The organism is Neisseria macacae ATCC 33926, from assembly GCF_022749495.1.
Taxonomy (GTDB): Bacteria; Pseudomonadota; Gammaproteobacteria; order Burkholderiales; family Neisseriaceae; genus Neisseria; species Neisseria macacae.
The window spans coordinates 1947901-1970954 of record NZ_CP094241.1; the positions used below are offsets into that span (position 1 = coordinate 1947901).

General features: G+C 51.6%; 22 protein-coding genes and 2 pseudogenes. 5 read left to right on the forward strand and 19 right to left on the reverse strand.

Annotated features, from left to right (window positions below; genetic code table 11):
• Window positions 1-140 precede the first annotated feature (140 nt).
• The 3 genes from pyrC to MON40_RS09390 all read right to left on the reverse strand — a co-directional run bounded on the left by pyrC (window position 141) and on the right by MON40_RS09390 (window position 2085).
• Window positions 141-1175: a dihydroorotase gene (pyrC, locus tag MON40_RS09380; protein ID WP_003777603.1), complete on the reverse strand. Its 1035-nt coding sequence runs from the start codon at window positions 1173-1175 to the stop codon at window positions 141-143.
• Between the two features lie 69 nt (window positions 1176-1244).
• Window positions 1245-1847: an NMCC_0638 family (lipo)protein gene (locus tag MON40_RS09385; RefSeq protein WP_003777601.1), complete on the reverse strand. Its 603-nt coding sequence runs from the start codon at window positions 1845-1847 to the stop codon at window positions 1245-1247.
• Between the two features lie 13 nt (window positions 1848-1860).
• On the reverse strand, window positions 1861-2085 hold the full coding sequence (locus tag MON40_RS09390) for a sulfurtransferase TusA family protein (RefSeq protein WP_039862876.1): 225 nt from the start codon (window positions 2083-2085) through the stop codon (window positions 1861-1863).
• A 108-nt stretch (window positions 2086-2193) separates the two neighbouring features.
• Between MON40_RS09390 and MON40_RS09395 the strand changes: the two genes are divergently transcribed.
• Window positions 2194-2805 (forward strand): CNP1-like family protein, encoded by a 612-nt coding sequence (locus tag MON40_RS09395; RefSeq protein ID WP_003777596.1) that lies wholly within the window; start codon window positions 2194-2196, stop codon window positions 2803-2805.
• Between the two features lie 87 nt (window positions 2806-2892).
• On the opposite strand, the gene MON40_RS09400 is transcribed toward MON40_RS09395, so the two are convergent.
• The 5 genes from MON40_RS09400 to pta form a co-directional block, all read right to left on the reverse strand.
• Entirely contained in the window at window positions 2893-3306 is a 414-nt protein-coding gene (locus MON40_RS09400) for an IS3 family transposase (protein WP_242925883.1), read from the reverse strand.
• A gap of 57 nt (window positions 3307-3363) precedes the next feature.
• Window positions 3364-3789 (reverse strand): IS3 family transposase, encoded by a 426-nt coding sequence (locus tag MON40_RS09405; RefSeq protein ID WP_242925884.1) that lies wholly within the window; start codon window positions 3787-3789, stop codon window positions 3364-3366.
• On the reverse strand, window positions 3693-4043 hold the full coding sequence (locus MON40_RS09410) for a helix-turn-helix domain-containing protein (protein ID WP_003756443.1): 351 nt from the start codon (window positions 4041-4043) through the stop codon (window positions 3693-3695). The genes MON40_RS09405 and MON40_RS09410 overlap by 97 nt, the downstream gene beginning before the upstream one ends.
• Window positions 4044-4136: 93 nt before the next feature.
• Complete coding sequence (gene fumC / locus MON40_RS09415) at window positions 4137-5525, reverse strand: class II fumarate hydratase (protein WP_003777594.1); 1389 nt, start codon at window positions 5523-5525, stop codon at window positions 4137-4139.
• Window positions 5526-5936: 411 nt separating this feature from the next.
• A complete protein-coding gene (pta, locus tag MON40_RS09420) occupies window positions 5937-7439 on the reverse strand; it encodes a phosphate acetyltransferase (RefSeq protein ID WP_003777592.1) in 1503 nt (500 codons plus the stop codon).
• 619 nt (window positions 7440-8058) lie between these two features.
• Here pta and MON40_RS09425 point away from each other — a divergent pair.
• Complete coding sequence (locus tag MON40_RS09425; protein WP_003756443.1) at window positions 8059-8409, forward strand: helix-turn-helix domain-containing protein; 351 nt, start codon at window positions 8059-8061, stop codon at window positions 8407-8409.
• Entirely contained in the window at window positions 8313-9209 is an 897-nt protein-coding gene (locus tag MON40_RS09430) for an IS3 family transposase (RefSeq protein ID WP_242925875.1), read from the forward strand. The genes MON40_RS09425 and MON40_RS09430 overlap by 97 nt, the downstream gene beginning before the upstream one ends.
• Before the next feature lie 86 nt (window positions 9210-9295).
• On the opposite strand, the gene MON40_RS09435 is transcribed toward MON40_RS09430, so the two are convergent.
• From MON40_RS09435 to MON40_RS09455, 5 genes are all read right to left on the reverse strand, one after another.
• Entirely contained in the window at window positions 9296-10702 is a 1407-nt protein-coding gene (locus MON40_RS09435; RefSeq protein WP_003777587.1) for a dihydrolipoyl dehydrogenase, read from the reverse strand.
• A gap of 253 nt (window positions 10703-10955) precedes the next feature.
• Window positions 10956-11693: a redoxin family protein gene (locus MON40_RS09440; RefSeq protein WP_003740760.1), complete on the reverse strand. Its 738-nt coding sequence runs from the start codon at window positions 11691-11693 to the stop codon at window positions 10956-10958.
• Window positions 11694-11881: 188 nt separating this feature from the next.
• Window positions 11882-12652: a 1-acylglycerol-3-phosphate O-acyltransferase gene (locus MON40_RS09445; protein WP_003777585.1), complete on the reverse strand. Its 771-nt coding sequence runs from the start codon at window positions 12650-12652 to the stop codon at window positions 11882-11884.
• 101 nt (window positions 12653-12753) lie between these two features.
• Window positions 12754-13581: a bifunctional DNA-formamidopyrimidine glycosylase/DNA-(apurinic or apyrimidinic site) lyase gene (gene mutM, locus MON40_RS09450; protein ID WP_003777582.1), complete on the reverse strand. Its 828-nt coding sequence runs from the start codon at window positions 13579-13581 to the stop codon at window positions 12754-12756.
• Window positions 13582-13828: 247 nt separating this feature from the next.
• A complete protein-coding gene (locus MON40_RS09455; protein WP_003763410.1) occupies window positions 13829-14488 on the reverse strand; it encodes a class I SAM-dependent methyltransferase in 660 nt (219 codons plus the stop codon).
• Window positions 14489-14694: 206 nt separating this feature from the next.
• Here MON40_RS09455 and MON40_RS09460 point away from each other — a divergent pair, with 206 nt between their 5' ends.
• Window positions 14695-16827, forward strand: coding sequence for a LysM peptidoglycan-binding domain-containing protein (locus MON40_RS09460; RefSeq protein ID WP_003777577.1), 2133 nt, complete (start codon window positions 14695-14697; stop codon window positions 16825-16827).
• Window positions 16828-17165: 338 nt separating this feature from the next.
• On the opposite strand, the gene yciA is transcribed toward MON40_RS09460, so the two are convergent.
• The gene (gene yciA, locus MON40_RS09465) at window positions 17166-17603 is read right to left on the reverse strand and encodes an acyl-CoA thioester hydrolase YciA (RefSeq protein WP_003759083.1); all 438 of its coding nucleotides are present in this window, start codon (window positions 17601-17603) and stop codon (window positions 17166-17168) included.
• A 152-nt stretch (window positions 17604-17755) separates the two neighbouring features.
• The gene (locus MON40_RS09470; protein WP_003777575.1) at window positions 17756-18628 is read right to left on the reverse strand and encodes an NAD(P)-dependent oxidoreductase; all 873 of its coding nucleotides are present in this window, start codon (window positions 18626-18628) and stop codon (window positions 17756-17758) included.
• Between the two features lie 88 nt (window positions 18629-18716).
• Between MON40_RS09470 and MON40_RS13595 the strand changes: the two are divergent.
• Window positions 18717-18779, forward strand: a pseudogene (locus tag MON40_RS13595) (transposase); the annotation flags it as partial.
• A 235-nt stretch (window positions 18780-19014) separates the two neighbouring features.
• Here MON40_RS13595 and MON40_RS09475 read toward each other — a convergent pair.
• The 4 genes and pseudogenes from MON40_RS09475 to MON40_RS09490 form a co-directional block, all read right to left on the reverse strand.
• On the reverse strand, window positions 19015-20313 hold the full coding sequence (locus MON40_RS09475; RefSeq protein ID WP_039862874.1) for an adenylosuccinate synthase: 1299 nt from the start codon (window positions 20311-20313) through the stop codon (window positions 19015-19017).
• A 105-nt stretch (window positions 20314-20418) separates the two neighbouring features.
• A complete protein-coding gene (locus MON40_RS09480; RefSeq protein WP_003777572.1) occupies window positions 20419-21570 on the reverse strand; it encodes an ATP phosphoribosyltransferase regulatory subunit in 1152 nt (383 codons plus the stop codon).
• A gap of 346 nt (window positions 21571-21916) precedes the next feature.
• Window positions 21917-22036 (reverse strand): annotated as a pseudogene (locus tag MON40_RS09485) (IS5/IS1182 family transposase); the annotation flags it as partial.
• 63 nt (window positions 22037-22099) lie between these two features.
• On the reverse strand, window positions 22100-22948 hold the full coding sequence (locus tag MON40_RS09490; RefSeq protein WP_039862872.1) for an RnfABCDGE type electron transport complex subunit B: 849 nt from the start codon (window positions 22946-22948) through the stop codon (window positions 22100-22102).
• Window positions 22949-23054 lie beyond the last annotated feature (106 nt).

A 23054-nucleotide genomic window follows, 5' to 3' on the forward strand; every position in this document is an offset into this window, starting at 1 on the left:
ACGTAATCAAGCCGCTGTCTTCTTGCAGAACATAAGTGGTTTAAGAAACAGCCTAAGGATGCCCTTTATCCGCTCCCTCATCAAACCCAAATGCCTGCCTCTTTTCGGGCAGGCATTTTCATGCGGTCATGGTGTGCGGCTCAATATTTGACTGTCCAGCCTATCTCGCCGCCCGCGCGCATCGGGACGAGTTCGCCGTCGCCGTAGGGAACGCTTGCGGGGACGGTTTGGCTTTGTTTGACGAGGGTGATCGTGTCGGTGTTTTCGGGAATGCCGTAGAACCTTGCGCCGTTTTTCGAGGCGAAGGCTTCGAGTTTGTCCAACGCGCCTGCTTTTTCAAACACTTCGGCGTAAAGCTCGATGGCGGTCATGGCGCTGAACATGCCGGCGCAGCCGCAAGCGTTTTCTTTGGCGGATTTGGCGTGCGGCGCGGAGTCAGTGCCGAGGAAGAATTTATGCGCCTTCTCGCCGGTAACGGCGGCGACCAATGCCTGACGGTGGGTTTCGCGTTTGAGTACGGGCAGGCAGAAATGATGGGGGCGCACGCCGCCGACCAAGAGGTCGTTGCGGTTGAGCAGGAGGTGTTGCGGGGTCACGGAGGCGGCAACGTTGTCGCCTGCGTCCAAAACCAAGCGGGCGGCTTCGGCGGTGGTGATGTGTTCAAACACGACTTTAAGATTCGGCACTTGCGCCAAAACGGGTTTCATTACGCGCTCGATAAAGGCGGCTTCGCGGTCGAAAATGTCGATTTCGGGGTCGGTTACTTCGCCGTGAACGAGGAACAGGATGCCTTGTTTTGCCATTTCTTCCAACACGGGGATGAGTTTGAACAGGTCGGTTACGCCGGAATCGGAATTGGTCGTCGCGCCTGCGGGGTAGAGTTTGAAGGCGACGATACCGGCGGCCTTAGCTTTGCGCACCAGCTCGGGCGTGGCTTGGTCGGTCAGGTAAAGCGTCATCAACGGCTCAAACGCGCTGCCTTCGGGCAACGCCGCCATGATGCGCGCTTTGTAGGCAAGCGCGTCGGCAACGCCGACGACGGGCGGTTTGAGGTTGGGCATGATGACGGCGCGCCCCATCTGGCGGGCGGTATAGGGTGCAACGGCTTTGAGCGCGTCGCCGTCGCGCAGGTGCAGGTGCATATCGTCGGGGCGGGTTATGGTCAGGGTTTGCATGGGTGTTCCTTTTTAGATTTTTGGGTTTCAGACGACCCCTTGATGCTCCCTTAAAGGTCGTCTGAAAGGCTATTGCACAAGGACAGGCTTGCCGTTGTAGGACTGATGCGTCAGGTAAAACACCGCCTGCACGGGCAGCTGGTCGGACGGGGTGGTTTTGACGGTCAACAGGGTTTCTTCCGAGCTGCCCGAAGCGCGCCACGCGTAGGACAACTGGCGGATCGGAACCGGAGATTCGGAGGCTTGATCGGTGCGCAATTCGTTGTTCAGACCCTTCGGCGGGTTTTCCACCAATACCATAAACTGCTTGCGTATCAAGTTTTCGTCCGCCCGCGCCGTCTTCACGCTGCAACTGTCGCCGGTCAGGCTCAAATAATAATCCGCGCCGTCCTGCGTTTTCTTCCAAACGGCAAGCGCATCCGGCTCGATGAAACCTGCGGGCAGCCTGCCGATTTCTTCCGCGTTCAAAGCCGTCAGCTTTTCATTATCGGCAAACGAGCGCACTTTATCGGCAGCCCCGTCAAAAGCGACGCAGCCTTGACGGAACAATTCCGCCGCCGCGTTCGCACGATCCGCCATCTGCTCGGGCGGCACTTCTTCCCTGCCGCACGCCGTCAATAAAACGGAGAAAACAGCAAGCGTCAAAAGTCTTGAAATCGGACGTTTCGCCATTTTCAGACGACCTCTATTTGTGTTTCACAACCAGCGTGAACACGCCGTCTTCTTCGCGCGATTCGAGCAAGACATGTCCGGTCTGACGGCAAAACGCCTCAAAATCGCCGGGCGCGCCGCCGTCGGTCGCCAACACGGTCAGGACTTCGCCCGCCTGCATTTGCGCCAAGGCTTTTTTGGTTTTCAAAATCGGCAAAGGGCATCTGAGCCCCTTCAGGTCTAAGGTGTGTGCATTCATATTTTCCGATGTTCCGTTAAAAGGATTAACATGAATTATACCGTACTTACTTGCACCCCACCCCGCCGAACCCATAAAATAAAGCCGTTTTTCACTTTGGAGCACACCATGCGCCGTCTCGCCCTCCTGACCCTCTGCCTCGCCGCCACGGCAGTCAACGCCGCCGGATTCAGCGAAAAAGATACCCCCTTCAACACACGCTACAAAGAAAGCCCCGAAGAAGCCGCAGCCCGCGAGTTCGCCGAACAAAAAACCGCGCTCCCGCCACTGCCCGACACCCAATCCGGCGACTGGTTCGACCTCTACGTCAGCGAAGACTACGGTAAGCAGCCCAAAATCCTCCTCAGCAGCCTGCAAATCATGCCCTCTCCCGACGGCAGCATCCGCTACATCCTCAACGTCCGTTCCGACAAAGGTCATGACAACCTGACCGTCGAAGGCCTCTTCTGCGCCCGTTCTTCCTTCACATACGGCAAAGACAAACGCTCGTCTTATAAAGTGTTCGGCTACGGCGACACCGTCAACCGCCGCTGGATCGAGCCGCGCAAAGCCGAATGGAAACCCATAGGCTCGACCTTCAACAAAAACGACGCGATGCGCGCCGTCCTCTACCAGGCCTTCTGTGTCGACGGCGTACCGAACACCACCGAAGGCCTGGTCAAACGCCTCAAAGAACGCGCCGGACGCTACGCGCCGAAAATGGTGCGCCACGACAAATAAAAGCCGTTTGACGGTTTCAAACATCAAAAAAGGTCGTCTGAAATATTTGAACTGGCCCCCAAATCTTGGACACTCATAAAAGCCTATTCAGGCGCTCTGTGCAAGCTGGGTTCTGTATGCGACAGGACTCAGCTTTTTCAATTTCAAACTGTAACGCTCCCGGTTGTAGTAATCCATATAGTCATCTATCTGCTTCATCAATTCATCTACCGTCAATTCACCTGCGTTATAGAAACACTCCGTCTTTAACACCGCAAAGAAGCTTTCCATCGGCGCATTGTCCCAACAGTTCGCCTTTCGCGACATGCTTTGAACCATGGAATACTCCGCAAGCAATTCCCTATATCCCGACGTACGGTACAGCACGCCTTGGTCCGAATGCAGCATCGTTCCTTTAGCAGTCAGACGGGGGGCGGCTTTTTCGAGCATTTCCTTCACCATTTCGCTGTCGGCTCTGCGGCTCATGGCGTAGGCGACGATCTCGCGGTTGAACAAGTCCAAGATTGGCGAGAGGTACAGTTTGCCGTCCTTCCCTTTGAGTTCGGTAACGTCGGTCAGTCATTTTTCGTTGGGCTTTCGGGCTTTGAACCGGCGTTTGAGGAGGTGTTCCGATATCTCGCCCATGGCGGGATGGCGGTAGGCTTTTTTCGCCCGTATGAGGGCTTTCAGTTCCATCTGCTTCATCAACCGCGCCACTTTTTTGCGGTTCCAACCCAATGCTGCGGCAATGCGCCTTTGTCCGTAGCGTCCTTTATGCCGCCGGTAGGTTTCGACAAGGAGGGCTTTGTCGGCTGCGTCGGTGTCGGGCCGGTCTTGACGGTGGTAGTAAAAGCTGCTTTTGGGCAGGTTTGCGATGTGCAGCAGGTATTTGAGCGGGTGTTGCGCCCTCAGTGTTTGGACGGTTTGGCTTTGTCCTTTTCGGTCTGTTTTTGGCTGAGGGCTTTTAACTCCTTTAGGTAGGCGACCTCTGCGCGCATATAGCACAACTCTTCGATAAGCTCTGCCTGCGTTTTTTCTTGGTCGGGTTTGTCGGCGATGAAGGGGTTTTTGCGGTGTTGGGGCATGGTTTTGGATTGGGGATGTTCGAGTGCGCCGATACCGCCTTCTTGATAGGCGCGTATCCATCGTCTCAGGTGGGTTCGGGAAATGCCGTAGTGGTCTGCGGTACGTTGTTGGCTGCGTATATGCAGGTAGTGGAGTACGGCTTGGTATTTGAAGTGTAATGTATATTTGCTCATAAAAAAACTGCACCTTGTGAGTTGGAGGGGATGTCCAACTTTTGGGGTGCAGTTCAATTTTCAGACGACCTTTGCCGTATTTCAAACCGTCAATCAGCGCGGATGAACCATATCGGCGGGAACGACCAGTTCGTCAAACTCTTCGCCTGTCAGCAAGCCCAACTCAACGGCGGTTTCGCGCAGCGATTTGTCGTTTTTATAGGCGGTTTTGGCGACTTTAGCGGCGTTTTCGTAGCCGATTTTGCGGTTCAGCGCGGTAACGAGCATCAAGGAATGGTGCAGGAAATAGTCGATTTTTTCCGGCACGGGTTCGATGCCCTCGGCGCAGTTTTCGTTGAAGCTGTTGCACGCGTCGCCCAAGAGGCGGATGGATTGCAAGAGGTTGTAGGCGATAACGGGCATATAGACGTTCAGCTCGAAATTGCCCGACGCGCCCGCCATGCCGATGGTGACGTCGTTGCCGAACACTTGGCAGCACACCATGGTCATCGCCTCGCATTGGGTTGGGTTGACTTTGCCCGGCATGATGGACGAACCCGGCTCGTTTTCGGGAATTTTGATTTCGCCCAAACCGCAGCGCGGGCCGCTTGCCAGCCAGCGGATGTCGTTGGCAATTTTGTTCAGGCTTGCCGCCAGCGTTTTCAGTGCACCCGAAGCGGCAACGGCTGCATCGCGTCCGCCCAAGGCTTCAAATTTGTTCGGCGCGCTGACAAATGGCAGGCCGGACAATTCGGCGAGTTTGGCGGCGGCTTTTTCGGCGTATTCGGGATGGCTGTTCAAGCCCGTACCGACCGCCGTGCCGCCCAAGGCGAGTTCGTATAAACCTTTGAGCGCGTCGTTCAGACGACCTAAGCCGTGGTCGAGCTGGGAAACGTAGCCGGAAAATTCTTGACCCAAAGTCAGCGGCGTTGCGTCCTGCAAGTGGGTGCGACCGATTTTGACGATGGGGGCGAAGGCTTGGGCTTTTTTGTCCAAGGTGTCACGCAGGGCTTTTACCGCCGGAATAAGGTGGCGGTTGATTTCAATCGCGGCGGCGACGTGGATGGCGGTCGGGAACGCGTCGTTGGTCGATTGCGCGTGGTTCACATGGTCGTTGGGATGGACGGGCTGGTACGCCGCCAAACCCGTACCGGCGATTTCGTTGGCGCGGTTCGCCAGCACTTCATTCATGTTCATATTGGATTGCGTGCCGGAGCCGGTCTGCCATACTACTAAAGGAAACTGCCCGTCGAGCTTGCCGTTCAACACGTCGTCCGCCGCCTGCGTAATCAAATCCGCCTGCTCAGGCTTAATCCTGCCGAGGGAAACATTGGTGGCGGCTGCGGCTTTTTTCACCAGCGCCAAAGCATAAATCAACGGCTGCGGCAGGGTTTCGCCGCCGATTTTGAAATTGTTGCGGCTGCGCTGGGTCTGCGCGCCCCAATAGGCTTCGGACGGGACTTCGACATTGCCCATGGTGTCGTGTTCGGTACGGGTGCTCATGCGTTTCTCCTAAATTAAATGATAATGCAAATAATTTGCAAGCGTATTATAGCGGGCAGGAGGTCGTCTGAAAAGCGGGGGAAGGAGGTTTGAAATAAGCAGTTTCGGACGGCGTTTTGAAAGCTGAAAAGAAGATTGAGACAGACGAAGGAATTGTGTTTAACCTGTTTGGGCTATGCCAAAATGTATAGTGGATTAACTTTAAATCAGGACAAGGCGACGAAGCCGCAGACAGTACAGATAGTACGGAACCGATTCACTTGGTGCTTTAGCACCTTAGAGAATCGTTCTCTTTGAGCTAAGGCGAGGCAACGCCGTACTGGTTTAAAGTTAATCCACTATAAAAAGGTCGTCTGAAACCTTATTGATAGGTTTTCAGACGACCTGTGTTTACTTTAAAAATTCAAGTAATCAGTTTGCCATTTGTTTTGCCTGAACCGCTGTCAGGGCGATGGTGAAGACGATGTCTTCTACCAATGCGCCGCGGGAGAGGTCGTTGACCGGTTTGCGCAAACCTTGCAACAGAGGGCCGACGCTCAGGACGTTGGCGCTGCGTTGTACGGCTTTGTAGGTACAGTTGCCGGTGTTGAGGCTTGGGAAAATCAGGACGGTTGCCTGACCGGCGACGGTGCTTTCAGGGGCTTTGGTTTTGCCGATTTCAGGCACGGTAGCCGCATCGTATTGCAGCGGGCCGTCGATTTCCAAGTCCGGGCGTTTTTCTTTCGCCAGTTTGGTCGCTTCAATCACGGCATCGACATCAGGGCCGCTGCCTGAGTTGATGGTGGAGTAGGAAATCATGGCAACTTTAGGCGGGATGCCGAAGGCTTTGGCGGTATCGGCGGATTGGATGGCGATATCGGCAAGCTGTTCGGGTGTCGGATTCGGGTTGACCGCGCAGTCGCCGAAGACGAGGACTTGGTTGGGCAGCAGCATGAAGAATACGCTGGACACGAGGCTGGCGCCCGGTGCGGTTTTAATCAGTTGCAAAGCGGGGCGGATGGTGTTGGCGGTAGTATGAACGGCGCCGGATACCAAGCCGTCCACGTCGTTTTGCGCCATCATCATGGTGCCGAGGACAACGGTGTCTTGCAGTTGTTTGCGGGCGTCTTCAGGCGTCAGGCCTTTGGATTTGCGCAATTCGCACATCGGCTCGACGTATTGTTCGACCAATGTAGCGGGATCGACGATTTCCAAAGAGTCAGGCAGGTTGATGCCGCGTTCTTTGGCAACGGCTTCAACTTCTTCGCGTTTGGCAAGCAAGACGCAGCGGGCAATGCCTTTTTCGTGGCAGATGGCGGCTGCGGCGACGGTACGCGGTTCTGCACCTTCGGGCAGGACGATGCGCATATCGGCTTTGCGGGCAAAATCAATCAGGTTGTAACGGAATTGGGCGGGAGAAAGGCGGGAGGCTTCGCGTTTTGCCAACGCAGATACGTCTTTGAGCGCGCTGCTTGAGCCGTAGAATGTCAGTCCGGTCAGGCGGGCGACTTCTTCGCCCACGGATGCTGCCGCGCCTTCAATAATGAAGCCTTCCAAAAGACCCGGTGCGTTGGTGTAAAGCTGTTTGGCAAGGTTGATTCGGTGTGCCGCTTCGGCTGCGTCGGCATTGTCGGATTGCAATGCCAAGACTACGCCTGCATCCAAAGACAGCGCCAGCTCGACGTTTTTGCCGGAGAGGAAGAGTTTGTCCGCATCGGGGGCGATACCTTCGATAACGAGTTTGTCGGTATTGAGTGCGACGGCTTTGCCGACCACAGCGTCAAACCAGTCGTCGCTTTTGCCTTGCGCCAACAGGGTTTCGGCGGATGCGTCGAGCGGTTGGAAAACTTGCGCGCCCAAAGCTTGGGCAAAGGCTTTGCTTGCTGCTGCCACGTCCAAACCGGCGGATACCGGAGCGACCAATAATTTAGCCATGATATGTGTCCTTTCTATTTGGAGGTTGTCCGTCTTGGAGGTTGTCCGTCGCCGCCGTGATGCGGATGTAACGGCAATGGCTTAATACTAACAAACAAATTGCGTTTCCAACAAGGTTAAATGTTAATGGATTGAGTGAAAATGCAATGGATTTTTAAGAAACGCTTAGAAAGCCGGTTAAAATTACCCCCCTTTCCTTTTAATCTTTCCTGATTACTGCGGACAATGACCGTTTAAAATGAAAAAAGCCAAGCCCTGTAACATACAGAACCCAGCTGATAGCAACCACCTGAACAGGTTTTAATGAATACTCAAGATTTAAAGGTTTCTTATCTTCAAATTCGAGTTTTCAGACGACCTCCCGTTTCAGCAACCAAATCTGCCGTAGGTCAGATTCTTGAATCCGACATCTCCATCTGCAACAACGCGTAAAGAAAATAGAAACATCAAATATTCGTCGAATACAAATATCTGAACTACACATTACACAGCAATGACGCCACAACTGATTTTCTTCCGCAACGCAAAGACAAAAAGGTCGTCTGAAAACCTTAAATCAAGTTTGAACTGCACCCCAAAAGTTGGACATCCCCTCCAACTCACAAGGTGCAGTTTTTTTATGAGCAAATATACATTACACTTCAAATACCAAGCCGTACTCCACTACCTGCATATACGCAGCCAACAGCGTACCGCAGACCACTACGGCATTTCCCGAACCCACCTGAGACGATGGATACGCGCCTATCAAGAAGGCGGTATCGGCGCACTCGAACATCCCCAATCCAAAACCATGCCCCAACACCGCAAAAACCCCTTCATCGCCGACAAACCCGACCAAGAAAAAACGCAGGCAGAGCTTATCGAAGAGTTGTGCTATATGCGCGCAGAGGTCGCCTACCTAAAGGAGTTAAAAGCCCTCAGCCAAAAACAGACCGAAAAGGACAAAGCCAAACCGTCCAAACACTGAGGGCGCAACACCCGCTCAAATACCTGCTGCACATCGCAAACCTGCCCAAAAGCAGCTTTTACTACCATCACCAAGACCGACCCGATCCCGACGCAGCCGACAAAGCACTCCTTGTCGAAACCTACCGGCGGCATAAAGGACGCTACGGACAAAGGCGCATTGCCGCCGCATTAGATTGGAACCGCAAAAAAGTGGCGCGGTTGATGAAGCAGTTGGAACTGAAAGCCCTCATACGGGCGAAAAAAGCCTACCGCCATCCCGCCATGGGCGAGATATCGGAGCACCTCCTCAAACGCCTATTCAAAGCTGAAAAGCCCAACGAAAAATGGCTGACCGACGTTACCGAACTCAAAGGAAAGGACGGCAAACTGTACCTCTCGCCAATCTTGGACTTGTTCAACCGCGAGATCGTCGCCTACGCCATGAGCCGCAGAGCCGACAGCGAAATGGTGAAGGAAATGCTCGAAAAAGCCGCCCCCCGTCTGACTGATAAAGGAACGATGCTTCATTCGGACCAAGGTGTGCTGTACCGTACGGCGGGGTATAGGGAATTGCTTGCGGAGCATTCCATGGTTCAAAGCATGTCGCGAAAGGCGAACTGTTGGGACAATGCGCCGATGGAAAGCTTCTTTGCGGTGTTGAAGACGGAGTGTTTCTATAACGCAGGTGAATTGACGGTAGATGAATTGATGAAGCAGATAGATGACTATATGGATTACTACAACCGGGAGCGTTGCAGTTTGAAATTGAAAAAGCTGAGTCCTGTCGCATACAGAACCCAGCTTGCACAGAGCGCCTGAATAGGCTTTTATGAGCGTCCAAGATTTGGGGGCCAGTTCAGTTCTCAGACGACCTTTCATTCTAGCAGACCGATTAGGTCAACCCATCAAGCCTGTTTCAACTTCGCATCGGCATCGCGCAACGCGGTGCGCAGACCTTCCTCGATAACGGGATGGTAGAACGGCATATCCAGCATTTGCGGAACGGTCATCTTCATTTGATGCGCCCATGCCAACAGGTGCGCCAAATGTTCGGCGGCCGGGCCTAAGATTTCCGCGCCGATGAAGCGGCCGGTGGCTTTTTCGGCATACAGGCGCATATGGCCTTTGTTTACCAGCATCACGCGGCTGCGGCCTTGGTTTTTAAACGATACTTCGCCGATAACAAATTCGTCAGGTTGGTATTGCGCGGCAACCTGCGCGTATTTCAAACCGACAAAGCCGATTTGCGGATTGGTGAACACCACGCCGATGGTACTGCGGCGCAAACCGCCGCCGATATTCGGGTAGCGGCCCGCGTTGTCGCCGGCAATCTTGCCTTGGTCGGCGGCTTCGTGCAGCAGAGGCAGTTGGTTGGACGCGTCGCCCGCGATGAAGATATGCGGAATGCTGGTCTGCATGGTCAGCGGATCGGCAACGGGTACGCCGCGCGCGTCTTTTTCGATATTGATATTTTCCAAACCGATATTGTCAACGTTCGGACGGCGGCCTACGGCTGCCAGCATATATTCGGCAACAAATACGCCTTTTTCGCCGTCTTGCTCCCAATGAACTTCTACATTGCCGTCTGCGTCGAGTTTGACCTCGGTTTTAGCATCCAGATGCAGTTTCAATTCTTCGCCGAACACGGCTTTCGCCTCGTCTGAAACGACGGGGTCGGAAATGCCGCCGATGATGCCGCCCAAGCCGAAAATTTCAACTTTCACTCCCAAACGGTGCAATGCCTGACCCAGTTCCAAACCGATAACACCCGGTCCGAACACGGCAACGCTCTTAGGCAGCGTATCCCATGAGAAAACATCGTCGTTGATAATCAAACGGTCGCCCAAAGACTGCCACTGCGGCAGGATGACGGGACGCGAACCGGTAGCAATCACAAAGCTTTTTGCCGTGATTTGGGTATGGTCGTCGATTTGGACGGTATTCTCGTCGATAAATTTAGCCGAACCCATAATGCGCTTGTCGGCAGGCCATTCTTCCACATCGGCAACAACAAAGCCGACAAAACGGTCGCGTTCTGATTTGACGCGCTGCATCACTTCTTCGCCGTTGACGACGATGCTGTCTTTATCCAAATGCACACCGAACGGGTCGGTATGCAATGCGTGATGGCGCGCTTCTGCGGCGGCAATCAAGAGTTTGGAAGGCATACAGCCCACGCGCGCGCAGGTCGTACCGAACACGTTGTTTTCAATCAGGTAAACATTATCCGAATGTAAACGGGCATTGCGAAACGCGCCCATGCCGGCAGTACCGCCTCCGATTACGACGACATCTGCTTGAATTTTTTTCATAATCTTTGTCCTTTTTTGTTGAGCGTCCGAAGCGGTATCAGCGTGAAGCGTATCAGGTTTTCAGACGACCTATTTAATAAACTATCAAAAATAAAAAATCGATAGTTATTTTTAAAATATTGATTTAAAACAATAATCTCAAATTCTACTTGTAAATATAGAGCTATTCAGAACGACCGTGTAGCGTATCGTCTGAATAACTCTATTTTTCTGTTCAGACGGCTTTGTTTAAACCGTCTCAAGCATCAGGCAATTAGTTTTTAGCCAAGTAAGCTTCCAAATCTTCGCTGCCGCCGATGTATTTGCCGCCGATGAAGACTTGAGGAGCAGTCATCTTGCCGGTGATGGCGCGAACGGAAGTAACAGTTGCATCTTTGCCCAATACGATTTCTTCGTAAGACAGGCCTTTGTCTTGCAGAGCTTTTTTAGCTTTAGCGCAGAATTGGCAGCCAGGTTTGGTGAAGATGGCAACAGACTCTTGAGCTTTCCAGTCAGGAGCGATGAATTTCAACATAGTGTCAGCGTCAGACACTTTGAAAGGATCACCCGGCTCTTCAGGCTCGATGAACATTTTTTCAACCACGCCGTCGTTAACCAGCATGGAGTAACGCCAAGAACGTTTGCCGAAGCCCAAGTCTTCTTTGCCGACCAGCATACCCATGCCTTCGGTGAATTCGCCGTTGCCATCAGGAATCATGTAGATGTTGTCAGCTTCTTCTTCGGCAGCCCAAGCGTTCATCACGAAAGTATCGTTTACAGATACGCAGTAGATTGCGTCAACGCCGTTTTCTTTGAACGCGCCGAACAATTCGTTGTAACGCGGCAGGTGGGAAGAAGAACAAGTCGGAGTAAATGCGCCGGGCAGAGAGAATACGACTACTTTTTTGCCTTTGAACAAATCATCAGTGGAAACATCTTTCCAAGTGTCGCCCACGCGGGTACGGAATACGACGGAAGGTACTTTTTGACCGGTACGATCTTGCAAAGCCATTTTGGATCTCCTTGAAATTTTAGGTTTAGGGAATGATACGAGTGAATGTGTGCATTCTAGCGCAGGGAGTTTGATTTGTATAATTTATAGTTCAAATAATATTAATTACCTGAAGCTATGAACCCCAACCTGCGAATGTTTCATTTAAATAGAGGTCGTCTGAAAGAAAACAAGCCCCTGGCTTGGAATTATTTTTCGGAATCGTGTGCGTCGGACAATACGACTTCGCGGATGCTGCTTTCTACTTTGTCTTTCAACATAAAGCGGTCTTCGTCTTTGCCGGGGCGAATCGGGGCGGCAAAATCGATACGGATGCGCAGTTTTTTCATGGAAACGATGCGCCAGAGCGAGCGCACCAAATCGACTTGTGCATAAGACGGCACAGTCGTCCTTTTACCGGCATCATCATAATAGCGCAGCGTAACTGCCTGAACAGGCGCGTCGGCATCGATGGCGGATTGGAAGAGCGCGGCTTTGAACGGCAAAATATCCAAGCCCAAAGAAGTCCGCGCTTCGGGGAAAAAGCTGACATTCTGCCCGGCTTTCAACGCGGCGCAAATGGCTTGGTTAATCGGCTCGACATCGCGGCGGGAATTGCGGTTGATAAACACCGTGCCTGCGTTTTGCCCCATTTTGCCCAAGACCGGCCAGTCTTTGATTTCCTGCTTTGCGATAAAGCTGCTCGGATACACTGCGCTCATGGCGAAAATATCCAGCCACGACACATGGTTTGCCGCCACCAAAACACCTTTCACATTATCAGCAGGCGGCGTGCCGATTTCCAATTCGATATCCAAGGCTTCCAGCGCGCCTTTGCCCAGAGTAATGACCGCATAATCGCGTTCGGCAGGATTGCCGGCATCGATACGGCGCAAATGCCTTCCGGTTCGGAACAGCCATCCCGCCAAGCGGAACAATCTGCCCAAACGGGTAAAAAACGGTGCTTTTTGTGAGTGCATAACTGTTTTTCTTTTCGTATTAAATGTGTATCAAATCATATCAATAAAGTTTTCAGACGACCTGAATTATCGAAGGGGTCGTCTGAAAACAAGTTCAAACATTATTTTTGGCAGTTCGGACAATAAAACGTCCCGCGCTGCCCCAAAACTTCTTTCTGTACCAAACCGCCGCAACAGACGCAAGGTTCGTTGTACCTGCCGTACACCGTATATTCCTGCTGGAAATAGCCGCTTTTACCGTCGCTGTTGACAAAGTCGCGCAAGGTGCTGCCGCCGGTTTCAATCGCGCGCTGCAACACTGCTTTCACCGTCTCCACCAAGACGGCGCATTCTTTTTTCTTAACTTTGTCCGCAGGACGGTGCGGCGAGATGCCCGATTTAAACAGGCTTTCGTTCGCATAAATATTGCCTACGCCGACCACGACGGCATTGTCCATCAGAGCCAGCTTGACCGCGCGTTTTTGCGTTTTAAATTTTTGGTATAGATACTCGGCGGAGAAGTCGTCTGAAAGCGGCTCAGGGCCCAGTTTTTCAAGAAGAGGATGATGTTCCGCAATGCCTTCATACCACAAAATCGCGCCAAACTTACGCGGGTCGTGATAGCGCAATACCGTTCCGTCCGCAAACACAATGTCCGCATGGTCGTGTTTGTCGGGATGGTCAATCCGCGCATCGCCGTCCGTAAAAATCCGCAAGCTGCCCGACATGCCCAGATGAATCAACAAAATACCCGTTGCAAAACCGATAACCAAATATTTCGCCCGCCGACGGCAGCTTAACACCTCCTGCCCCGCCAAAAGCTCCGCCAACTGCGGACTGACCTGCCAGCGAAGCTTGGTTTGGCGCAACACAACATCCGCCACCTTTTTACCTTGAATATGCGGGCTGATACCGCGCAACGTCGTTTCTACCTCAGGCAATTCCGGCATTTTTCTTTATCCTCAAGCGAATACAATCAACATCTCCTTTTTCAGACGACCTAAGATTCTACCGATGCCAAAGCGGCCTGACAATTTGCAACCAATCGGCTTTACAGGCAGAAAGCAGCAAATTCAAGGCAGAATGACAAATATAGAAGAGGCTATATTTATGGAGTCAAACCTCTCGTTTTCAAATGTTCAGCCTCAAAAGGTCGTCTGAAAAACAGTCATGCCGGTTTTACCAACGTCTTATTTTTCAATCCGAAATCCGCGCCGCGCCCAAAGCCACCGTCTGCGTTCCCAATATTTTTTCAAACTCCGGCAAGGGCGTCACCCCCGCCATACGCTTGACCAAAACCAAACCGTACACCGCCGCACACTGCGGCCACCACCTGTCCCCCGCCTTCTCCATAAAACGCCAAAACCGCAGCCCCTTTTGCGAATTCACAGCAGGCAGATACACCATAAACTTTCCGAATTCCACCTCAAAATCCAAATCCCCCAACCGCTGCTTCAAAGCCGGCAAAGTCAGGCAATGCTCCTTTTTAGGCAAACGCGCTCCATCGAACCACTTGCTGAAAAACCACAAAGATTTCGGATTAAACCCCGTCAAAACCAACCGCCCTTCAGGTTTCAACACTCTGGACGCTTCATGCAGCACTTGCGTCAGCGCGGCAGTCTCATGACTGTGCGGCATCAGCAGCACATCAATAGAATGACTCTCCCAAGCCATAGCGTCCGCCGTCATCAATACATCACGGGGTACGGCAACCACGTTTTCAGACGACCTTAACCATTGACCGCCTTGTTGGACAACGGTCTGTCCGTCAAAATATTGCAAATGCCGCTCAAAAAAAGCAGCCTCGTTCTGAGCAACATAACGCCCCATAGCCGTATCTTCAAACCATACATCCATAGTCGTTATCCTATTAACTGTTTCATGCGTTCATTTCTACTGTCCGATAGAAAAATACAATGCAATCGCCGTATTTATGCCACAGATTTTAACATTAAGACCCAAGCATATGTAAATTTCACCCCCTTTACCTTGACGGCTACATCTTCAAACAGTACCATCGGGTAGACTAAATTTAACCTTATATCGATAATTATTGATTCATCATGGCAAAACTGAAAACCATCGCACTTACCATTTCAAGTTTATCCGCAGCTTCCGGCGCAGCATACGCTCAAAATGCCACACCAGATCAAGTAGGTATGGCAATGATGCGCCTCAATTCCTCTCTTTTGGATCAAGCCAAAGCGCAAACTTTCGGAACGGGCAGCCTTTGGGCATCGTTGCGCAAGGATTTCCGTATGAACGAGGTCAATTCCGAACTTGTTCGCCGCCATGAGAGCAAATTCGCTGCCAATAGTGCCTACTTCGACCGCACCATTACCCGCAGCAAACCCTATATGTACCATATTGCCAACGAAGTCAGAAAACGCAATATGCCTGCCGAAATCGCATTGCTGCCGTTTATCGAAAGCGCATTCGTTACCAAAGCAAAATCACATGTCGGCGCATCCGGTCTGTGGCAGTTTATGCCTGCAACGGGTCGCCACTACGGCTTGGAAAAAACCCCTTTGTATGATGGCCGTCACGATGTCTACGCAGCAACTGACGCAGCATTGAATTACCTGCAATACCTGCACGGATTATTCGGCGACTGGTCCCTTGCACTGGCTGCCTACAACTGGGGCGAAGGTAATGTCGGCCGTGCCGTCAATCGTGCGCGTGCGCAAGGTTTGGAGCCGATTTACGAAAATCTGCGCATGCCTGACGAAACACGGAATTACGTTCCCAAACTCTTGGCCGTACGCAATATCGTTGCCAACCCGCAAACTTTCGGCATGAATATCACCGAAATCAACAATCAGCCGTATTTCAAATCCCTGAGCATCGACAAGCCGATTGACAACAGCACTATCGCCCGCTTCGCCAACATCAGCGAAAGCGAATTGCTGACACTCAATCCGGGATTCAATGCGCCTGTATTCATCCCGAAAAACAATCGTCGCCTATTGCTGCCTGTTGATTCTGTGGCTTCTTTCGAGAAAAACTACCGAAACGCAAATCCCGATACTTTGTTGTCTTGGAACATATACACATCCCGAAACAATACCAGCTTGAACGCCATCGCAGCAGAAACCGGTATGAGCGTTGCCGAAATCAAACGACTGAACGGCTTGGGAAATAACTCCCTGTCTTCCGACCGCAGTATTTTGGTAGCCAAGAATAAAGCAGCAAATTCGGCGACACCTGATACACTCTCATTCATCGATGTTGATAACAGACCGGATACTTACCGTTCCAATATGCCGGAAATGGCACCTATTAAAACGGCAAAAGCAAATATTCCTACAATGGATTTTGCCAACATTAAACCCGTTGCAGCAGTACCAACAGATTATGTAGCCCTTGGCAAAAAAGCAGTATCCGAAACTGCTGTCGCTCAATCAGCTCCTGTTGGCGGAGAAAGCAAAATTGCTTCTGCAACTCCTACTACTGTTGCCAAAGCAGACATCGCAACCACACCTGAAACCACTGTTCAAACCAACTCTTCAGCAGATTTGGCATCGGCAAATGTCAAAGAAGAGCGTATTCCTGAAGTGTTTACCCAATTGTCTCAAGCTGAAAGCAAGCCTGCCGTTGTCGAGCAAACTACTGCAAATACAACTACTGAGCTGACTACTGCTCAAGCTGCTCCGACGCAAGCTGCTGAAACAGCCGATGAACTGATGGCGTTGGTAGATTCAAATCTTCGTACTCAAACTGAAAATGTAGCAGTTGCGCAAGCCTCCAGCGAACACAATATTGCATCCGACGCAGTCAAAGCGCGTAGCGAGCGTATTGCCGCCAATACCGCCAAACAACAAAGCCGCACTGAGGCACGTTTGGCCCGTGCGGGCAATCAGCAGCAATCTCAAACCGCAGGTGCGGGCATGCACCGTGTAGCCGATGGCGATACGCTGTTTAATATCTCACGTCGTTACAACTTGAGCGTTGCTGATTTGATTATTGCCAACAACATCAAAGGCAATAACATCCGTAAAGGTCAGCTGTTGCGTGTGACCGCAGCGCCCGCCAAAACTCGAAACAGTATCCGAAACGTTTCTTATACCGTTCGCAGAGGCGATACTTTGAATACCATCGCCAACCGATTCAACGTAGATGTAAACGATATCCGCCGCTGGAATCGAAATACCAATGGCGTGACACCCGGTCAACGTTTGAAATTAATCGGCAGTTAAGATTACTCTTCATGAAAAAGTCGTCTGAAATTTTCAGACGACTTTTTATTTGCCATCAAATTCAATTTTCCCCGCATCATCACTACGCCTCCTTAAAGAGAAAGTTTATAGTGAATAATATAGTGGATTAACTTTAAACCAGTACGGCGTTGCCTCGCCTTAGCTCAAAGAGAACGATTCTCTAAGGTGCTGAAGCACCAAGTGAATCGGTTCCGTACTATCTGTACTGTCTGCGGCTTCGTCGCCCTGTCCTGATTTAAATTCAACCCACTATAACGTTTCATCCCAATACTAAATTAAAAAGGTCGTCTGAAATCCGTTTTCAGACGACCTCTTGCTTAAATCAAACCTTCCAGTTTTGGGTTACCCTCTTTCGGAATCGGGCGTTTGTTACCTTCACTATCAATGGCGACATAAGTGAAGACAGCCTCTGTCACGAGTTGACGATCCTCAGTAAGATGATCGTTCATCAATGTTTTTACCCAAACCTCGATTTTCAGTTGCAACGAAGTATTACCCACGCTCACGCAGCGGCCGTAACAACAGACGACATTCCCCACTTTCACAGGACGGATGAAATTCATTTCCTGAACAGCTACGGTAACAATACGGCCTTGTGCGATTTCCGCCGCCAAAATACCGCCGCCCAAATCCATTTGCGACATAATCCAGCCACCGAAAATATCTTGATTGGGATTAGTGTCGCGCGGCATGGCAACGGTGCGCAGCAAAAGCTCGCCTTGTGGTTTAGTGTGTTGTTTTTCATTTTGTGTCATGGGAAATATCCTTTTTAGAGGTGCAGCTTTCGTGTGAAGTTGAGAAGCCGATTGAAGCAGTGTGGGATGATTGCCTGCGATAACAAGGCCGTCTGAAAACTTCTATACGGTTTTCAGACGACCTTGAACCATATTCTGAGACAACGCTATTTCTAACGTTCTGCCAATTTCAAATAAACGCCGGCAACGTCTTGCTCTCCGTAACCTGCCGTTACCGCTTGGCGGTAATTTTCAGCAACGGTTTCGACAGCAGGCAGCGACTTACCGGCTTGCTCCAGCTCTTTGACCGCCAGATTAAGGTCTTTGGAAGCGTGTTTGAGTGCGAAGGCAGGTGGGAATTCACGGTTTGCCCACAGCGATTTTTTGGTTTGGAACATAGGCGAATCCATAGCGGAATTACTGATGGCTTCGATGATGGTATCCGTATCGACACCAAACTGTTGGGCCATCAGCATAGCCTCGCTGTATGCTTCGCCGAAAATACCCAGCAGGGAGTTCAGCACGAGTTTTGCACCCGAACCTTTCCCTACCCCGCCGAAATGGAAAGTTTGTTTGCCGACAATGGAAAACACTTTTTGCAGAGGCGTTAAAACGCTTTCTTCTCCACCAAACAAAATCAGCAACGTACCATTAGTAGCAGGACCGACCGAACCGGAAACAGGCGCTTCTGCAAACTGTCCGCCTGCAGCTTCGACCAATTCTTTAACGGCAAGATTTTCAGACGAAGCAATAGTGCTCATATTGACAATAATTTTGCCCGCAAGCTCCTTGCGAACCTCTTCACTCAAAATATCGCGCACAGCCGCGAAGTCGGAAACCATCAGAAAAATAACGGGATAAGCGCGGATAAGATCGATGGTGCTTGCGTACACTTTCGCGCCTTTATTGGCAAGGTCGGCGGTTTTATCGGGCGAACGGTTATAAACACCGACTTCGATACCGGCGTTCAAAAGCCGCGTTACCATCGGATTACCCATTTGACCCAAGCCTATCCAGCCGATTTGCGTGTATTCGTTTGTTGCCATTGTGTTTGCTCCTTTGTTTGTCTTGCCGTGCAATCATATAGGTTTACGGGTCGTCTGAAAAGTTTTTCAGAGGGTTGGATAAAGTATTTATAGTGAATTAAATTTAAATCAGGACAAGGCGACGAAGCCGCAGACAGTACAGATAGTACGGAACCGATTCACTTGGTGCTTCAGCACCTTAGAGAATCGTTCTCTTTGAGCTAAGGCGAGGCAACGCCGTACCGGTTTAAAGTTAATCCACTATATATTGATATGAACGAAATCGCCTTTCATTTGTTGAGGCATATGCGGCTGTTTTTCATATTCACGCTACCGATTAACCACGCTTAATACAAAAAGGTCGTCTGAAAACCCAAGTTTTCAGACGACCTTTTACAATCAAACCATTATGCGAACGGATGATGCAAAACAATGGTTTCTTCGCGGTCAGGGCCGGTAGAGACGATGGCTACCGGCGCACCGCAGACTTCTTCGATGCGTTTCAAATATGCTTTGGCATTGGCAGGCAATGCGTCGTAGCTTTTCACGCCGACAGTCGATTCGCTCCAGCCGGGCATGGTTTCGTAAATCGGCTTGCAGGTTTCTACCGCGTCCGAACCGCAAGGCAGGATGTCGGTTTTGCTACCGTCGGGTAATTCGTAGCCGACGCAGATATTGATGGTTTCAATGCCGTCCATCACGTCCAGCTTGGTGATACACATACCGGAAATGCCGTTGACTTGAATGGAACGTTTCAACGCGGCGGCATCAAACCAACCGCAACGGCGTGCGCGGCCGGTTACGGAGCCGAATTCGTGTCCGCGTTCTGCCAAACCTGCGCCTACTTCGTCGAACAATTCAGTCGGGAATGGGCCTGAACCGACGCGCGTGGTATAGGCTTTGACGATACCCAAAACATAATCCAGCATTTGCGGACCTACGCCCGCGCCTGCGGAAGCGGCTCCCGCCAAGCAGTTGGACGAGGTAACGAAGGGGTAAGTGCCGTAGTCGATGTCCAACAGCGTACCTTGCGCGCCTTCAAACAGCAGTTTTTCGCCGTTTTTGTTTTTCTCGTTCAACACACGGGATACGTCGGTAATCATAGGCGTAATGCGCGGCGCGACTTTTTCGATAACCGCCATCACGTCTTCCGCTTTAACCGGCTCGGCATTGTGCAGATGTTGCAGTTGGACATTGTAATAGGCAAGGACGGCATCCAGTTTTTCACACAGTTTTTCAGGATGCAGCAAATCGACGACGCGGATGGCGCGGCGTGCCACTTTGTCTTCGTAGGCTGGGCCGATGCCGCGACCGGTCGTGCCGATTTTGCCTTTGCCGCGCGATGCTTCGCGGGCTTGGTCAAGCGCGATGTGGTAAGGCAGGATCAGCGGACAGGTCGGGGCGATTTTCAGACGACCTTCAACGTTTTTCACGCCTGCTGCGTTCAATTCGTCGATTTCGCCCAACAATGCTTCGGGGGATACGACAACGCCGGAACCGATAAAGCAGTCCAAGTTTTCATGCAGGATGCCGCTCGGAATCAGGCGCAAAATGGTTTTCTTGCCGCCGACGACCAAAGTATGACCCGCATTGTGGCCGCCTTGGAAACGCACGACACCGCTGGTTTCTTCCGCCAGCCAGTCAACGATTTTACCTTTGCCTTCATCGCCCCACTGGGCGCCGATTACTACAACATTTTTAGCCATAGCCATATAACCTATTAATATTAAAAAATTATCATGAATCAACTTCAAACCAAGACGGCTTTGCGCCCTGCCCTGATTTGCCTTTAATCTGCTATGAATGGGTATTTAAATTTTCTCAACCTGCCAAACGCCGTCCGACTTTTTCAGACGACCTGCAACCTCTTCCGAAGCGTTGTGTTCGATACCGTAGTCGACAACGACACACTGCCCTTGTTCACGCAGGGCTTCGACTGCTTCGCGAGCCGCTTCGGCATCTTCCGCATCGACCAAGACGACGGGCTGCCGCTCAATGGCGGGCAAACGTCCGATAAAGCTGCGCAAGTCGAAACTGAATCCTGTTGCCGGACGCGCACGGCCGAAATATTCGCCCAATCCGTCATAACGCCCGCCCCGCGCGACCGCGTCATGGAAATTGGAACCGTATGCGGCATACAGCAAGCCCGTGTGGTAATTGTCGACACGCAGTTCGGATAAGTCGATATGGACTTTCTGATTCGGGAAGGCATCGCACACTGCCTGCAATTCGTCCAACGCGCTGCCGACTGCCGACAGATCCGGCAATCGTTCGCGCGCGGCGGACAACACTTCCCGTCCGCCATACAGACGCGGCAGCAGCGAAAATGCTTTCGCCCACATACCGTCCAGCTTCCAAGCCTTAACCTGCGCCTCGACCGCTTCGGTATCTTTATCCTGCATCAAAGCAAGCAGCGTTGCGGACTGCTCCGCATCCAAATGCGCCGCATCGGACAAAGCGCGGAATACGCCGATATGACCCAGCGACAGCAAAACCTCGCCCATATCGGCAATCTTCATGCTTTTGAGCATCAGGTCAATCAGCTCGATATCTGCCCGGATGTCGGTGAAACCATACATCTCCGCCCCCGCCTGCAAAGGTTCGCGCATATTGAGCAAACCTTCCGGCCGCGCATGTAACACAGGACCTGCGTAGCACAAGCGGTTAATCCCTTGATTGGCGGACAAAAGATGTGCATCGATACGCGCCACTTGCGGCGTAATGTCGGCACGGATGCCCAACTGCCGACCGCTCAGCTGATCGACCACCAAAATGGTTTTCAAAGACAAACCCGCGTCAATGTGCGTCAGCAGGGAATGGCTGTATTCCATCAGCGGAGGCTGTACCAGCTCGTAACCGTGCACTCGGAACAAAGTCAACAACTGCTCTCGCGCGCTTTCCAACTGTCGGGCGTTGGTCGGCAACACATCGGCAACATGTTCGGGAAGCTGCCAAGATTGCATGGGAATCTACCTTCTATCTGTTTTTGTAAACGCAAAGGGCTGCTTGAATTTAAAACCAGACGGACACACAGCCCGCTTCTCGAAATACGCCGCGCAAACGATGCAGCGTTTCCAACAAATCTGATTTTAAATTCAAACAGCCCCTGAATGACGGCTTTAAACCGCCGAGTTATTAAAAGCAGACTTTACCATACAAAACAATTTTGTGCAGCCTGTTTTCATACCGGACAGCCCCTGACTTTGGCGCAAATGGGATTTTGTATACGGGAAATAACATGTTTAAGAAGCATCTCAAGCAACTGGGGTAGTCTCGGCAAAGGTGTTGCTTGTTATTCCTCAACGCCCCATCAATCTTATATAGTGGATTAACTTTAAACCAGTACGGCGTTGCCTCGCCTTGCCGTACTATCTGTACTGTCTGCGGCTTCGTCGCCTTGTCCTGATTTAAATTTAATCCACTATACTTGATTTAGCTTAAAGGTCGTCTGAAAACCCATTTCAGACGACCTTCAAAGTCTCTCCACCGACATCACCGTATTTCTTTGGCTGCTTCTTGCTCCGCTTTGTAACGGCGCAGATAGGCAAGCGCGGCGGCTTTTTCTTCTTCGTTGCCATATTTGACATCGCGTTGGGCGCGGCGCAATTCGGCGCGCTCTTTAGCTTCTTCAATTTGCCGGTTTTTGAATGCTTCGCGGTTGTCGGATGCAACCAGCTTGTCTTGTTGGGATTGGGCTTTCGCCATGGCTTTGGCAATCAAATCCATGGGATTGAAGGCAGGTTTGGCGGCAGCTTGGGTTTCGGCTTGAATTTGCGCCTGCTTGGCTTTAACGGCGGCTTCGCGCTCGGCAAGCATGGCTTTGCGTTCCGCCTCGTCGCGTGCTTTGCGCTCCGTGTGCCAATCAAAGCGGCTTTGCGCGTGTTCGGCGGCGGCGAAACGCGCTTCGGAAGAACGGCTCAGGCTGCGCGCGGCGGGGAGGTATTCCTGTTTGGAAGGTATCATGTCGATACAGTCCACCGGACAAGGCGGGAGGCAGAGTCCGCAGCCTGTGCATTCGTCGCTGATGACGGTGTGCATAAACTTGCTTGCGCCCATAATCGCATCGACTGGACAAGCGCGGATGCAGGCGGTACAGCCGATACAGGCGGCTTCGTCTATCAAGGCGACGGCTTTGGGCTGCGTTTTGACCGGCGCAACGCGCGGCTTACCCAATAAGGCGGCAATATCCACCATCACCGCTTCTCCTCCGGGCGCGCACAAATTAACAGGCGCATCCTCGTGCAACAAAGCTTGTGCATAAGGCAGGCAGCCTTGATAGCCGCATTCTCGGCACTGGGTTTGCGGCAGCAGGCGGTTGATGGCTTGAAGGTCGGTCGGCATGGCGGATAGAGTCAAAATCGAAAGCGTGTATTTTATCGGGAAACGGAATGCAGGGAAACCAAGACCAAAATAAATAAGGTCGTCTGAAAACTTCAAAATAAAGGTT